Consider the following 14,173-nt stretch of genomic DNA (forward strand, 5'->3'; position numbering starts at 1 on the left):
AAGTGATAGTTTGCGACATATTTAAATACCATATGAGCATCGATCTTAAAACAATAAAGCACATATCTAAACTATCAAGAATTTCTGTAGATGAGAAAAAAGCAGAGAAACTTGCTGGAGATTTAAATTCAATTTTCGATTTTATTGAAAAACTTAACGAATTAAAAACTGACAATGTTGAACCATTAACTTCTGTTGCTGAAACAACTCTAAAACTAAGATCAGATGAAGTAAAAAGCAAAAACTTAAGAGATCAAGTAATAAAAAATTCTCCTAAGGAAAATGAAGATTATTTTGTAGTGCCAAAGGTGATTGAATAATGTCAGAAATAACTAAACAATCATTATCTGAGTTAGTTGAAAATATAAAAAGTAAAAAACTTTCCTCAAGTGAAGTTACAGAAGCATTTGTTGAAAGGTCAGACAAATCTAAAGAATTAAATACATATATAACTGAAGATTATGCAAATGCTTTAAATAAAGCAAAAAGGTTTGATGAAAAACCTAATCTTGATCTGAAATTACCTGGCATTCCAATGGCTGTAAAAGATTTATTTTGTACAAGAGATTTAAGAACTACGGCAGGTAGTAAGATTTTAAATAACTTTGTTCCAACTTACGAGTCAACAGTCACACAAAATATTTGGAATGAAGGAGCTATCTTAATGGGGAAATTAAATTGTGATGAATTTGCAATGGGTTCATCTAATGAAACTAGTTTTTTTGGTAATGTACAAAACCCAATTGATAATAATTTAGTTCCGGGGGGTTCCTCAGGTGGATCGTCTTCTGCTGTAGCAGCTCAATTAACTCCAATAACTATTGGAACAGATACAGGTGGATCTATAAGACAGCCTGCTTCATTCACTGGAACTGTTGGATTAAAACCTACTTATGGAAGTTGTTCAAGATATGGAATTGTAGCTTTTGCATCATCTTTAGATCAAGCTGGACCTATGGCACAAAATGTAAAGGATTGTGCTTTATTACAGGAAGTTATTAGTACTTATGATGAAAAAGATTCTACATCTATAGATTTTAAAAGAAATGAGTACAGCAAAGAATTAACTAAAGATATAAAAGGAAAAAAAATAGGAATACCCAAAGAATATAGAGTGGATGGTATGCCTAAAGAAATAGAGGACCTGTGGAAAAAAGGTATTGAATATGCAAAAGATTGTGGTGGTGAGATTATAGATATATCTCTACCTCATACTAATTATGCACTGCCAACTTATTACATCGTAGCACCGGCAGAGGCTTCATCTAATTTGGCTAGATACGATGGTGTTAAATATGGTTTTAGAGCAGATGGGGAAAATCTTATTGATATGTATGAAAAAACTAGATCTGAAGGCTTTGGCGCTGAAGTTCAAAGAAGAATAATGATTGGAACCTATGTTTTATCTTCAGGATATTATGATGCTTATTATCTAAAAGCGCAAAAAGTAAGAAAACTTATTAAAAATGATTTTGATGAAGCTTATAAAAAAGTAGATGCAATTCTAACCCCATCCACTCCAAGTTCTGCGTTTAAAATTGGTGAAAAAACAAATGATCCGGTTTCAATGTATTTAAATGATATTTTTACTGTTCCTGTAAATTTAGCAGGTTTACCTGGAATTTCTATACCTGCAGGCCATGATGCTAAAGGGTATCCATTAGGATTACAGATAATTGGTAAAGCCTTTGATGAACAAAATATTTTAAACATTGCATATGCTATGGAAGAAAAAATTAATTTTAAAAATAATATTACTGATTGGTGGATTAAGTGAGTAAGAATAAATCTGAATATCTAATTAATAGACATGATAATCAATATGAAGTTGTCATTGGTTTAGAAGTTCATGCACAAGTTACATCGGAATCCAAATTATTCTCCACATCAGCAACCAAATTTGGAGCTGAACCAAATACTCAAGTAAGTTTAGTTGATGCAGCATTTCCAGGAATGTTACCGGTAATAAACGAGTATTGCGTAAAACAAGCTATTAAAACAGGAATTGGTTTAAAAGCTAAAATCAATAATAGATCTGTTTTTGATAGAAAAAATTATTTTTATGCTGACTTACCTCAGGGTTATCAAATCTCACAATTCAAAGATCCAATTGTAGGTGAGGGCAAAGTAATACTTGATATGCCCTATGGTCAAAAAGAGGTAGGTATAGAAAGATTACACTTAGAGCAAGATGCGGGTAAAAGTATTCATGATCTAGATCCTAAAAATACTTTTGTAGATTTAAATAGATCTGGTGTGGCTTTAATGGAAATTGTAAGCAAGCCTGACCTAAGATCTCCAGATGAAGTAAATGCATATATTAAAAAATTAAGATCTATAATGAGATATTTAGGTACCTGTGATGGAAACATGCAGGAAGGATCCTTGAGAGCTGATGTAAATGTATCGGTTAGAAAAAAAGGTTCAAAAGAGTTTGGAACCCGATGTGAGATCAAAAATGTTAACTCAATAAAGTTCATGCAGATGGCAATTGAATATGAAGCTAATAGACAAGTTGATTTAATTGAGGATGGTCAAACAATTGATCAAGAAACAAGACTTTTTGATACTAAAAAGAATGAAACTAAATCAATGAGATCAAAAGAGGATGCTCATGATTATAGATATTTTCCAGATCCAGACTTATTGCCATTAGAAGTTTCAGATGATTTTATTGAAAAATTAAAATCAGAAATTCCAGAACTACCAGATGAAAAGAAAAAAAGATTTATAGAAAAATTCAAGTTATCTCCTTACGAAGCTAACATTTTAGTTTCGGATATTGAAACATCTAATTACTTTGAAAATGTAATTAAGCAATCTGATGTAAAACTTGCAACAAATTGGATAATTGGTGAATTGTTTGCAGCGTTAAATGAAAAAAATTTAGAAATAACTGAAAGCCCTATAAGCGCAGGCAATTTATCAAAGTTAATCAATTTAATTAAAGATGGAACAATTTCAGGAAAAATTGCAAAAACAGTTTTCGAACAAATGATGGAAGGCGACAAGGATCCTAAAAAAATTGTTGAAGAAAAAGGTTTAAAACAAGAGAGTGATCCAAAAGCACTTGAGGCGCTGATAGATAAGGTTATTGATGATAACAGAGATAAAGCCACCGAATATAAATCAGGTAAAGTTAAATTATTTGGTTTCTTTGTAGGTCAAGTAATGAAAGTTTCTGGTGGAAAAGCAAATCCTCAATTAGTTAATGAGATTTTAAAGAAAAAACTTTAGAATTTATGGGTTCAGACCTAAATATAACTAAAGAACTCCAAGAGTATATTTTAAGTCATGGATATAAGTTACATCCAGTCCAAAAAGAAATAATTGAATACAACACTTCTCTTGGTGATATCAAAAGAATGCAAATCTCAATTTCACAAAGTCAATTTCTGCATCTAATTATAAAAATTTCAAATATCAAAAAAATTTTAGAGATAGGTACATTTACAGGATTAAGTACGTTATCTATGGCTTTAGCATTATCGGATGAAGGTCAAATAATTGCTTTAGATAAAAATGAAGAAACTAATAAAGTTGCAACAGATTTTTTTAAAAAAGCCAAGCAAGACCATAAAATAAAAACATTAATTAAACCTGCTTTAGAAAGTTTAGATGAAATTAAAAATGAAAAGTTTGATTTAGTTTTTATTGATGCTGATAAAATGAATTATATTGAATACTATGAACGTTCTTTACAATTATTGAACAAAAAAGGTCTAATAATCATTGATAATGTTTTATGGTATGGAGAAGTTGTGAATGAAAACAATAATGATAAATTTACTAAAAATATTAAAGAGTTTAATAGCCATATCTCAAAGGATACAAGGGTTGAAAAAATAATAATTCCTCTTGGTGATGGTATGACTGTTTGTAGAAAATTATAATGTTTGAAGTAGTTGGTTTTTATAAATTTGTCAAAATTTCTTATCTAAAGAAAAATCAAAAAGTTTTATTAGAAACTTTAAAAAAGAAAAACATTAGAGGTACTATAATTATTTCCAAAGAAGGTATAAATGGAACTATTTCTGGTAAAGCTGCAGACATTAAATTCACAATTCACAATTTAAAAGGTGTTTTTAAATTTAAAGAATTTAACAGCAGCAATAAGTCTAAAAGCTTATTCCAACCATTTCATAAACCTAAAGTGAAAATCAAAAACGAGGTTGTTCCTATGAATTTAATTTTAAACAAAAGAATAAAGAAAAAGGATAGCCATGTAGATCCAATCAAATGGAATAAGCTGATTAAAGAAAAGGATACTGTTCTTATAGATGCGAGAAAACCATTTGAGTATGATGTTGGAACATTTAAGGGAGCAATCAATCCTGATGTTGATAACTTTAGAGATTTTCCAAAATATCTAAAAAAATTAAAAAAAAATCAACCTATAGCTATGTTTTGTACTGGTGGAATTCGTTGTGAAAAGGCATCTGTATATTTGGAGGATAAAGGGTTTAATAACATTTATCAGTTAAATGGTGGAATTTTAAATTATCTAAAAAAAACAAATAAGAAAAAAAGTTTATGGAAAGGTGAATGCTTTGTTTTTGATAACAGGATTAGTTTAATACATGGTCTAAAAGTTGGTTCTTATTCAATGTGTAGTGGTTGTAGGAAGCCTGTATCTCGTAAGGATAAAAAATCAAAAAAATATGAGGAGGGTGTTTCATGTCCAAATTGTCACGACAATCTAACAGATCATCAAAAATCAAGATTTAGGATGAGACAAAAACAAATTAATCTTGCTAAAGAAGCAGGAAAAAGACATATCTTCCAAAAAGAATATTAACAAATCTTAAATTAATGAATTTATTAAAAGATGAAGTTTCGTTGTTAGTAAGAAAACTTGCTGTACCAGCAAGTGTAGGAACCTTATTCCAAACACTTTACACAATCGTAGATACTTTTTATGCAGGAAAAATATCGCCAGAAGCCTTATCTGCTTTGAGTAAGTCTTTTCCGATATATTTTTTGATAATTGCGACATCTATTGGAGTTACCGTAGCGGGTACATCATTGATTGGCAGTAGTATCGGAGAAAAAAACGAAAAAAATGTTTTAATTTATTTTGGAAATGTAATCATTTATTCAATTATAATTTCGGTAGTTGTATCTATTTTAGGATTTGCTTTTGGAGAAAAGATATTCTTATTAATGAATTCTTCTCAAGAAGTAACAATTCTTGGACTCGAATATATAAATGTAATTTTTTTAGGTACGATATTATTTATTTTAGTAGTAGCATTAAATTCATTCTTACATGCAGAAGGAGATACTAAAACTTACAGAAATGTTCTAATATTTTCTTTTTTCTTAAACATTATTTTAAATCCAATTTTTATTTTTGGTTTTTTATTTATACCACCATTAGGAATAACTGGTATTGGGATAGCAACTTTAATTGCTCAATTTGTATCTTTGTTGGTTATTCTGATAAAAATATTAAAAAATCAAAGAATTAAACAAATAACTTTAGACCATTTCAAAGCTAAATTTTTTTTCTTAAAAAATATTTTTTTTCAATCAATGCCAATTACAATTGCCATATTAGGATATTCTATTGCCGCAACAGTTGTTTTTACATATGTTGGATTATTTGGCGAATATGCTGTAGCAGGGTATGGATCTGCCACAAGAATTGAGCAAGTAGTTTTGTTACCAATATTAGGAATTAATACAGCAATAATTTCTATAATAGCGCAAAATATTGGTGCAAAATATTACGATAGAGTGGAACAATCCTATTTTACCTCAATAAAATACGGTTTAATTATAATGTTAATCGCTGGTGTAGTTATTTTTATAAGCGCTGACATTGTTCCTAAATTCTTTTCTTCAAACCCAGAGGTAATTATGCATGGATCGATGTACCTTAAGATTTCAGCATTTATTTTACCTGCTTATCCAATATTTTTCTTATCTAATGGTTTCTTTATGGCTTTAAAAAAATCTGAAAAAGCCATGGTTAATAATATTGCCAGAAATGTTATAGTACCAGTTTTATCCTTTTACATTGCAAAGTATTTAAATGCAGATTTTAAAACTTTTTTTTATATTTGGGCTATCTTTCAATGGTTGATATCATTGATGTTACTTTTTTATGTCAAATATTATATTAAACATAAATTAGCTAACATTTAATTTTTTTTAAATATGTTTTTTACAAAAAGAAAAGCGATAATTTTAATTATAATTTGTTCGATTTTTTTTATTCTCACATATAAAGATGTTAGGTCTGAAGAGATTAAAGAAATTTCTGGAAATGCTCAAATTATTGATGGTGATACAATAAAAATAAATTCAAAAAAGATAAGATTATACGGAATTGATGCACCTGAATTTAAGCAAATGTGTAAAAAACCATATCTAACAATAATTTTTTTTACATTTACTAAAGATTATCCATGTGGAAAAATTTCAACTCAAAAATTACAAAAAAAAATAAATAACAAAGTAATAACTTGTAAAATTTTGGATGTTGATAGATACAAAAGATTTATTGGAGAATGTTATAAAAGAAATTTAAATCTGAATTCTTGGCTAGTTTCAAACGGTTATGCAGTAGCTTATAGAAAATATTCAAAAAAATATATATCAAACGAAATTAATGCTAAAAATGAAAAAAAAGGCCTTTGGCAAGGTAAATTTGAAATGCCATGGGACTTTAGAAGAAAAAAATAATGTTATAATCTTGAAGCGCAGTCTTCTATCCAAGAACAAAGATGTTCAGCAAAAGATCTTCTAACAAACAGATTTAAAATATTTTCATCTTTATGGTGAAGAATTACATCTACATGATTTAAAACAGTCTGAGCTGTTGATCCTTTTTTTTCTTTAAATTCATTAAAATTAAAGGGAGATCCTGCTGAAAAGATTTCATAAACATTTTCACCTTTAAGTTCTAATTGAACAAATTGATCTGTTACATCTATGACAGCACCTAAATTTGTTTTTGAAATACTATTAAATAACATTTCATATAGATCGGATTTATTATTGTCTTTACTTGCAAGCTCATTTGAGATTATCATCCACTCGTCTGGACTTAGCCATATTGCTGTTAATTTGTCACTCATTGTTGAAGTGTTTGCTTCTGTTGGCAAGATCATATTAAGATTTTTACCAACATTAGTTAAAAATTCTCTTTTTTTACCTCTTAAATTAATTTTTATTACTGGAGAGATTTCCTTCACAGAAATACTGTCTTGCTTAATTTCATTTTTAATAACTGAATTATAGTTAAGCATTTAACCTTTCATTTTTCTCATCATAAAATACTGGATTCGCAACAGTGACATTAATATTTTTATTTTCCATGGGCACAAAAAGTTTTTTTCCCATCATATCTTTTCCACCTCTAACTACTGCAAGAGCTATTGATTTCTTTAGGTTTGGACTGAAATAACTTGAAGTTATATGTCCGAGCATTTCTACTGGACTTTGATTTAACTCAGAAACTATTTGTGCTCCTTCTTCTAAAACAATATTTGGATCATCAGTTAATAAACCTACTAATTGCTTTCTATCTTCTCTCATTGTATCAGATCTATAAAGAGATCTTTTTCCTATGAAATCGTATTTCTTCTTGCTTACTATCCAATCCATTTGAAGATCGATAGGAGTCATTGTTCCATCTGTATCTTGACCAACAATAATAAAACCTTTTTCTGCTCTTAATAAGTGCATTGTCTCAGTTCCATAAGGAGTAATATTAAATTCTTTACCTGCTTCTATGCATTTTTCCCATAAATCTTTTCCATAGCTTGCTTGAACATTTATTTCGTAACTATGTTCTCCAGTAAAACTAATTCTCATTATTCTGCATTGGATATTTCCGATATTCGCTTCTTTGAATGACATGTGAGGAAAATTTCCATCTGATAAATCTAAATTAGGAATTATTTTTTTAAGAATTTTTTTACTATTAGGACCACATAAACTTGCTGTAGCATAATGATCTGTTACAGAGGTTAAGTAAACATCAAGTTCAGGCCATTCTGTTTGAAGATAGTCTTCAAGTTTACCTAGCACATTTGCTGCTCCACCAGTTGTTGTGGTCATGAGGTAATGATTTTCACCTAATCTTGTTGTAACTCCATCATCATAAACCATACCATCCTCATTTAGCATTAGGCCATATCTACATTTCCCTATAGCTAATTTTGACCAAGCATTTGTATAAACTCTATTTAAAAATTCAGAAGCATCACTTCCTTGAATATCAATTTTACCAAGTGTAGAGGCATCTAATATACCAGCACTTTCTCTAGCAGCTTTACTTTCTCTTTGTACTGCCTGATGCATAGTTTCTCCGTTAATAGGGTAGTACCATGCTCTCTTCCATTGACTGACATTTTCAAATTCAGCTTTATTTTCAACATGCCAATCATTCATTGGTGTTCTTCTAAAAATATCAAAAAACTTTCCCACATTTCGACCTACAATAGTTCCAAATGTTAATGGTGTGTAAGGAGGTCTAAAAGTAGTGGTCCCTAATTCACCCATTTTAACTCCAGCTGTATCTGCAATTATGCCTAACGCATGCATATTTCCTAGTTTACCTTGATCAGTTCCCATTCCAGTAGTTGTATATCTCTTAACATGTTCAATAGATCTAAAACCTTCTCTTAATGCCAATTTGATATCTTTAGCAGTAGCATCGTTTTGATAATCTACAAATGGTTTAGTTTTGCCCAAAGGCTTATCAGAAGGAAGCAACCAAATGTTTCTTTTCGAATTTTCCTGATCAACCTCAACTTGAATATTATCTAAATCTGTTTCATTAATATTTAAGTTATCTTTAAGCTTTTGATTTAAATTTTTAATGATTTCATCAATTTTAAAATCTCCACTACAAGATCCTACACTTATTTGTTCAGATGTATTCTTAATTGGTAAGAAAACTTTTTTTTCTTCATCAAACTTCAGTTTACTTCCTGATTGTGTATATAAATGTACAGCAGGTGTCCAACCACCAGCAACTCCTAAACAATCACATGAAATAGAAATTTTACTTCCAGTAACTGAAGTACCATCATTAGATAGCTTCATAATAGAAAGACTATTTAGTCTTTTATAACCAGTTGTATCGACAATTGTATGTGACCAGTAAACTTTAATACCAGCTTCTTTAACTTTTTTAACAATTTTACTTTCAGATTGCTCTCTAATATCAATTATTGCTTCAACATTGATACCCTTGTCGTATAGTGACATAGCACTTTCATATGCACTATCATTATTAGTAAAAAAGACATTTTTATTTCCACACGCAACACCATAAAATTCACTGTATTTTTTTATTGCAGATGATAGCATTATTCCTGGTCTATCATTATTATTAAAAATCAAAGGTCTTTCTAATGCACCTGTTGCCAAAATAACTTTCTTAGCTCTAATTTTTAGAAGTCTTTGCCTGATTTTATTTGTTTTATCTTTAGCTTCTAAATGATCAGTTAGATTTTCTCTAGCCAAAAGATAATTATATTGATGATAAGCAGCCACACTTGTTCTAGTTTTTATCTCAAGATTTTTAATACTTTTAAGCTCCTCTATTTCTTTTTTTAACCACTCTGAGGGGGCTTTATTATCAATTTTGTTAAATTCATTGTTTTCATAAACAGTTGAACCACCAAGCTCATTTTTTTCATCAACTAACAACGTTTTAAAATTATTTTTAGCTGCATTTTTTGCTGCTAATATTCCTGATAAACCTGCTCCTACAACCAATACATCATAGTGAATATTTCGGTGGTCATAAATGTCAGGATCACTTGATGTTGGTGATTTCCCCAAACCGGCTGAGTGTCGTATGAAAAATTCATATTTCTCCCAAAAACTAGCAGGCCACATAAATGTTTTATAATAAAAACCTGCAGGAAAAAAAGGAGAGAGAAAATTGTTTATTCCACCAATATCAAATTCTACACTTGGCCAACAATTTTGACTGGATGCCTCTAAGCCCTCGTAAATCTCAACCTCTGTTGCTCTAACATTAGGTTCTGTTCTGTTTGTACCAGGATTTACTTGAACTATAGCATTTGGTTCTTCAGAACCAGACGTCATAATTCCTCTTGGTCTATGATATTTAAAACTTCTTCCAACTAAATGAATATTATTTGCAAGTAACGCTGAGGCTAACGTATCACCTTTAAAACCATGGTAAGTTTTGCCATTAAATTTAAAGGAAATTCTACTAGTTTCATCAATGTACTCACTGGATTTTACTCTTAAGTTTTTAGTCATTTTATTGAGTAGGTGGTTTTTCACCCATTTTGTAAATTGCTTTTATTTCATCATTAGAAGTATCTCTAACCATATTAAACCATTTACGACAACCATGTGCATGGTTCCATCTTTCAAATTGAATACCTTTAATATTTTTTCTCATAAATAAATATTCTGCCCATTCATCATCACTTAATTCTGTTGGTTGTTTGGGTCTTTCAATATGAGCTTCACCACCAGCCTTAAATTCTTGTTGATCTCGTTCTCCACAGTATGGACAGTTTATTAAAAACATTAATGAGCAACCGCTGCAGCGCCATGTTCATCAACAAGGTCTCCGCTTACAAATCTATTCAAATTAAATGCAGCATTAAGTTTGTGTGGCTCATCATTTGCAATAGTATGTGCAAACAAATCTCCAGATCCAGGAGTAGCTTTAAATCCTCCAGTACCCCAACCACAATTAAAATATAATCCTCTAATTGAAGTTTTACTTAAAATTGGACTAGCATCAGGACAAATATCTACTATTCCTCCCCATTGTCTTAACATTCTCATTCTACTGAAAATTGGATATAATTCTAAAATTGCATTTAATGTTCCTTCGACTATTTGGTGACTTCCTTTTTGAGTATAGGAAACATAGTCGTCTGTTCCAGCACCAATTACCAATTCTCCTTTATCAGATTGACTAACATAAGCATGCACTGCATTAGACATTACAACAGTATCAATAATTGGTTTTACAGGCTCAGAAACTAAAGCTTGTAAAGGTTTACTTTCAAGTGGAAGTCTTAGACCCGCCATATTAGCTATTACACTAGAATGACCAGCTGCAACTACACCAACTTTCTTAGTTTTTATAAATCCTTTTGTTGTTTCTATTCCTTCAACACTATCTCCATTTCTTTTAATTCCTTTAACTTCACAATTTTGGATAATATCAACACCCATAGCATCGGCTCCTCTAGCATATCCCCAGGCAACAGCATCATGTCTTGCTGTACCAGCTCTTCGTTGTAAAGTTCCTCCTAAAACAGGGTATCTAATATCTGGTGATGTATTTATAATTGGACAAAATTTTTTAACTTCTTCTGTACTCAAGTAGACTGCATCAATTCCATTTAGTCTATTTGCATGTGTTCGTCTTTTTAAATCTCTAACATCTTGTAAATTATGTGCAAGGTTCATTACACCTCTTTGACTAAACATTACATTATAGTTTAGTTCTTGAGATAAACCCTCCCAAATTTTTAATGCATGATCATATAATCCAGCACTGGCGTCCCATAAATAATTTGATCTAATAATTGTTGTATTCCGTCCAGTATTTCCTCCACCAATCCAACCTTTCTCGACTACAGCAATATTATTCATATTGTGTTTTTTTGCTAAATAGTAGGCTGTTGCTAATCCGTGACCACCACCACCAACAATAACTGCATCGTACTCTTTTTTAGGTGCAGGATCTTTCCAAGCCCTTTGCCAATTTTCATGATGTGAAAGAGCATTTTTGATTAACGAAAATACTGAGTATTTATTTTTCATAATAATTGAATAATTACTTTATATATATTGAATTTTCAATACAATCGCTTAATACACAATGTCATACGGAAGAGTGGGTGAGAGGCTGAAACCAGTCGTTTGCTAAATGACCGTGCGAGGAAACTTGTACCGAGGGTTCGAATCCCTCCTCTTCCGCCACTAAAATAGAGGCTGATCTTTAAAAAAATTTTTCATAGGCACTGGTCGTTGTTCCAATATATATCTATAGACATTATAATTTTCCATTACACGCTGTACATAATTTCTTGTTTCTCTAAATTTTATTAATTCAACCCAATCAACATAATCAACTTGTTTTTTTTGTGGATCTTTATTAATTTTTTTCCAATACTTAACTCTGTTGGGTCCAGCATTATACGCAGCCACGGCAAAAGGGTAGGCACCATCATATTGTAAAATTAAACCTGCAATGTAATGTGAGCCTAAATTAATATTATATTCTGGATCAGTGGTTAATCTTGATTTTGAATAAGGAAGTTTGGCCTGTTTTGAAACCAATTTTGCTGTGTAGGGCATCAATTGCATTAATCCTTTTGCGCCAGCACGGCTATTAGCCTCTAAATCAAATTCACTTTCTTGTCTAATTATAGATAAGATCAAAGCACTTTCTGGAATTTTTCTTTTATTAATATATTTAGGAGTGCTAATTATTGGGTAGTTATATTTATTATGAAATCTTTTTTGATAAGACGCAATTTTTGAAACCTGAATAGCAAAATCATATCTGTTTATGTTTGTAGCTAATTCTGCAGCCAAAACCTCACTACCCTTAGCTATATTATCGTTAGCTAAATGCCTTAAAATATGTTTTGTATATTTATCTTTCTTTAATTCATCTAGAAGATAAGAAATTTTTACAAGCTCTTTATTAAAAAATTGAATTCTATATTTTGGATCAATTTCCATATCTTTTTCTAACTCAAATTTTCCATTTGGATTTAATTTTAAAAAAGCTAGCTGACCATAGTAAGTAGTAAGATATTTTGTGGCTTCTCTGTACCAATTATTTGATTGGTCTCTTTTACCTATTTTTTCATATGCTCTTCCAAGCCAATATGCACCTCTAGACAAGCTTATTGGATAACTAACATTTTCATAAAAATTTTTAAAATGATCTTTAGCAGTTAGTGGATCATTTAAAAAACTTAAAGCTATCCAGCCGCTCATCCATTCAGCAGCCGCATATTCGGATCCTTCAGTCATTCCATGATTGCTTGAAATTTTATATGAAATTTCATATTTCTTTTTATAAAGCAATGCTCTTGAGATAATTTCTCTTTCTTTCCACCATTTGTCAGGCCTAACTAAATACTTTTTATCATTTCTTATTTTCAATAATATTTCTGTTGAGGAATCTACACGTCCTTTTTTTCTTCTCCATTTCAATCGATCATAGTTTAAACCAGCATCATTCTTAAATTTTTGAGGAACATTTGCTATAGCCTGGTCAACTCCGTAGCCTTTACTCATCAAAAGGTGTCTTGCGTTATATAAAAGTTCATAATCTTTTGGCAGATATCTTATTAATCTTTGTAAATTCCAACGATCACCGTTCCATGCTAAATAATCAGCTCGTTTAATATAGTCATCTGCTTTTAAAAATTTTTTATATTTTTTTCTAAAATATTTTAATTCGTTTTTAGATAAATCTGCTGTTACCCAACCTTCTTTAATTAATTTTATACCCTTATTTTTGTCCCCAGTTAAAATATGGCTTTCTCCAAGTATCATTTTTCCATAACCACTTAATGGATCTTTTTCTCCAAACCAATTTATTATTTTTTTAGGTGAAACACTTTCTGTTGATAGTTTATGTTCAGCAAGATATTTAACTCTGCCTATTCTAGGATAATCTGAATTTTTATTTATAAAAACTTGATAATCGTAAAATGACGCCTGGTTACCAGACGTTAAAAGGTGTCTCCATTGTATAAAATTATAAATAGAGTTGTCTTTTGCTTTTTTTGCAATTTTAAGCGCAGAAGACCATTTTCTCTTCTGCATTTCTGAAATAGCTTTTTTAGCTAACCCAAAGTCTTTTTTACTATAATATCTTGAAATCTTAATATTTTTAGCTGTGCTAGTACCAGCTATAGTTGGTTTTTTCTTTGGTATTTTAAAACTTAATTTTTTTTCTTTTAAAACCAACTCTTTTTTAACAATCACTTCTTCGATTTTAATTTCTTTAGTTTTAGAGGGCTTCTTTAAAGGCTTAAGGATATTTATAGATATTTTCTTTTGAATTTCTTCTTTACTTAAAATAGGTTTTTTTAAAGGTACAACTGAATTGATTTCAGCAAAGAGATTATTTGAAAATATTAATATGGATACGGTGAAACCTAAAAATGATATTTTTTTGAGCATAATC

12 protein-coding genes and 1 tRNA gene are annotated in these 14,173 nt (G+C 30.2%); 8 read left to right on the forward strand and 5 right to left on the reverse strand.

What is annotated here, in order from left to right:
- Window positions 1-32: 32 nt before the first annotated feature.
- From gatC to ACTT9Y_RS02065, 7 genes are read left to right on the forward strand one after another with little or no spacing between them, the layout of a single operon-like run.
- On the forward strand, window positions 33-320 hold the full coding sequence (gatC, locus tag ACTT9Y_RS02035) for an Asp-tRNA(Asn)/Glu-tRNA(Gln) amidotransferase subunit GatC (RefSeq protein ID WP_075485199.1): 288 nt from the start codon (window positions 33-35) through the stop codon (window positions 318-320).
- Window positions 320-1,777: an Asp-tRNA(Asn)/Glu-tRNA(Gln) amidotransferase subunit GatA gene (gene gatA, locus ACTT9Y_RS02040; protein ID WP_440932780.1), complete on the forward strand. Its 1,458-nt coding sequence runs from the start codon at window positions 320-322 to the stop codon at window positions 1,775-1,777. Before gatC ends, gatA begins: the two co-directional genes overlap by 1 nt.
- Window positions 1,774-3,237, forward strand: a complete 1,464-nt coding sequence (gene gatB / locus ACTT9Y_RS02045; RefSeq protein WP_440932781.1) for an Asp-tRNA(Asn)/Glu-tRNA(Gln) amidotransferase subunit GatB — start codon at window positions 1,774-1,776, stop codon at window positions 3,235-3,237. The genes gatA and gatB overlap by 4 nt, the downstream gene beginning before the upstream one ends.
- 5 nt (window positions 3,238-3,242) lie before the next feature.
- Complete coding sequence (locus tag ACTT9Y_RS02050; protein ID WP_440932782.1) at window positions 3,243-3,893, forward strand: O-methyltransferase; 651 nt, start codon at window positions 3,243-3,245, stop codon at window positions 3,891-3,893.
- A complete protein-coding gene (trhO, locus tag ACTT9Y_RS02055; RefSeq protein WP_440932783.1) occupies window positions 3,893-4,798 on the forward strand; it encodes an oxygen-dependent tRNA uridine(34) hydroxylase TrhO in 906 nt (301 codons plus the stop codon). The genes ACTT9Y_RS02050 and trhO overlap by 1 nt, the downstream gene beginning before the upstream one ends.
- A gap of 14 nt (window positions 4,799-4,812) precedes the next feature.
- Window positions 4,813-6,150, forward strand: a complete 1,338-nt coding sequence (locus ACTT9Y_RS02060; RefSeq protein ID WP_440932784.1) for an MATE family efflux transporter — start codon at window positions 4,813-4,815, stop codon at window positions 6,148-6,150.
- A gap of 12 nt (window positions 6,151-6,162) precedes the next feature.
- Entirely contained in the window at window positions 6,163-6,690 is a 528-nt protein-coding gene (locus ACTT9Y_RS02065) for a thermonuclease family protein (protein ID WP_440932785.1), read from the forward strand.
- A gap of 2 nt (window positions 6,691-6,692) precedes the next feature.
- Here the strand turns inward: ACTT9Y_RS02065 and ACTT9Y_RS02070 are convergent, their stop codons facing one another.
- The 4 genes from ACTT9Y_RS02070 to ACTT9Y_RS02085 are packed head-to-tail and all read right to left on the reverse strand — an operon-like array spanning window position 6,693 to window position 11,784.
- Complete coding sequence (locus tag ACTT9Y_RS02070) at window positions 6,693-7,256, reverse strand: sarcosine oxidase subunit gamma (RefSeq protein WP_440932786.1); 564 nt, start codon at window positions 7,254-7,256, stop codon at window positions 6,693-6,695.
- Window positions 7,249-10,254 (reverse strand): sarcosine oxidase subunit alpha family protein, encoded by a 3,006-nt coding sequence (locus ACTT9Y_RS02075; RefSeq protein WP_440932787.1) that lies wholly within the window; start codon window positions 10,252-10,254, stop codon window positions 7,249-7,251. The genes ACTT9Y_RS02070 and ACTT9Y_RS02075 overlap by 8 nt, the downstream gene beginning before the upstream one ends.
- Before the next feature lies 1 nt (window position 10,255).
- Entirely contained in the window at window positions 10,256-10,531 is a 276-nt protein-coding gene (locus tag ACTT9Y_RS02080; protein ID WP_440932788.1) for a sarcosine oxidase subunit delta, read from the reverse strand.
- Window positions 10,531-11,784 carry a sarcosine oxidase subunit beta family protein gene (locus ACTT9Y_RS02085; RefSeq protein ID WP_440932789.1) on the reverse strand — a complete coding sequence of 418 codons (1,254 nt, stop codon included), beginning with the start codon at window positions 11,782-11,784 and terminating at the stop codon, window positions 10,531-10,533. Before ACTT9Y_RS02085 ends, ACTT9Y_RS02080 begins: the two co-directional genes overlap by 1 nt.
- Before the next feature lie 67 nt (window positions 11,785-11,851).
- Here ACTT9Y_RS02085 and ACTT9Y_RS02090 point away from each other — a divergent pair.
- A tRNA-Ser gene (locus tag ACTT9Y_RS02090) sits at window positions 11,852-11,943 on the forward strand.
- Here the strand turns inward: ACTT9Y_RS02090 and ACTT9Y_RS02095 are convergent.
- Entirely contained in the window at window positions 11,944-14,169 is a 2,226-nt protein-coding gene (locus ACTT9Y_RS02095; RefSeq protein WP_440932790.1) for a lytic transglycosylase domain-containing protein, read from the reverse strand.
- Window positions 14,170-14,173: the final 4 nt, after the last annotated feature.

It is taken from the genome of Candidatus Pelagibacter sp. (genome assembly GCF_052049995.1).
Classification (GTDB): Bacteria; Pseudomonadota; Alphaproteobacteria; order Pelagibacterales; family Pelagibacteraceae; genus Pelagibacter.

What these genes read in the sequence shown, in the direction of transcription:
- gatC (WP_075485199.1), top strand. Translation starts at nt 33, where the DNA reads ATGAGCATCGATCTTAAAACAATAAAGCACATATCTAAACTATCAAGA.
- gatA (WP_440932780.1), top strand. Translation starts at nt 320, where the DNA reads ATGTCAGAAATAACTAAACAATCATTATCTGAGTTAGTTGAAAATATA.
- ACTT9Y_RS02050 (WP_440932782.1), top strand. Translation starts at nt 3,243, where the DNA reads ATGGGTTCAGACCTAAATATAACTAAAGAACTCCAAGAGTATATTTTA.
- trhO (WP_440932783.1), top strand. Translation starts at nt 3,893, where the DNA reads ATGTTTGAAGTAGTTGGTTTTTATAAATTTGTCAAAATTTCTTATCTA.
- ACTT9Y_RS02060 (WP_440932784.1), top strand. Translation starts at nt 4,813, where the DNA reads ATGAATTTATTAAAAGATGAAGTTTCGTTGTTAGTAAGAAAACTTGCT.
- ACTT9Y_RS02065 (WP_440932785.1), top strand. Translation starts at nt 6,163, where the DNA reads ATGTTTTTTACAAAAAGAAAAGCGATAATTTTAATTATAATTTGTTCG.
- ACTT9Y_RS02070 (WP_440932786.1), bottom strand. Translation starts at nt 7,256, where the DNA reads ATGCTTAACTATAATTCAGTTATTAAAAATGAAATTAAGCAAGACAGT.
- ACTT9Y_RS02075 (WP_440932787.1), bottom strand. Translation starts at nt 10,254, where the DNA reads ATGACTAAAAACTTAAGAGTAAAATCCAGTGAGTACATTGATGAAACT.
- ACTT9Y_RS02080 (WP_440932788.1), bottom strand. Translation starts at nt 10,531, where the DNA reads ATGTTTTTAATAAACTGTCCATACTGTGGAGAACGAGATCAACAAGAA.
- ACTT9Y_RS02085 (WP_440932789.1), bottom strand. Translation starts at nt 11,784, where the DNA reads ATGAAAAATAAATACTCAGTATTTTCGTTAATCAAAAATGCTCTTTCA.
- ACTT9Y_RS02095 (WP_440932790.1), bottom strand. Translation starts at nt 14,169, where the DNA reads ATGCTCAAAAAAATATCATTTTTAGGTTTCACCGTATCCATATTAATA.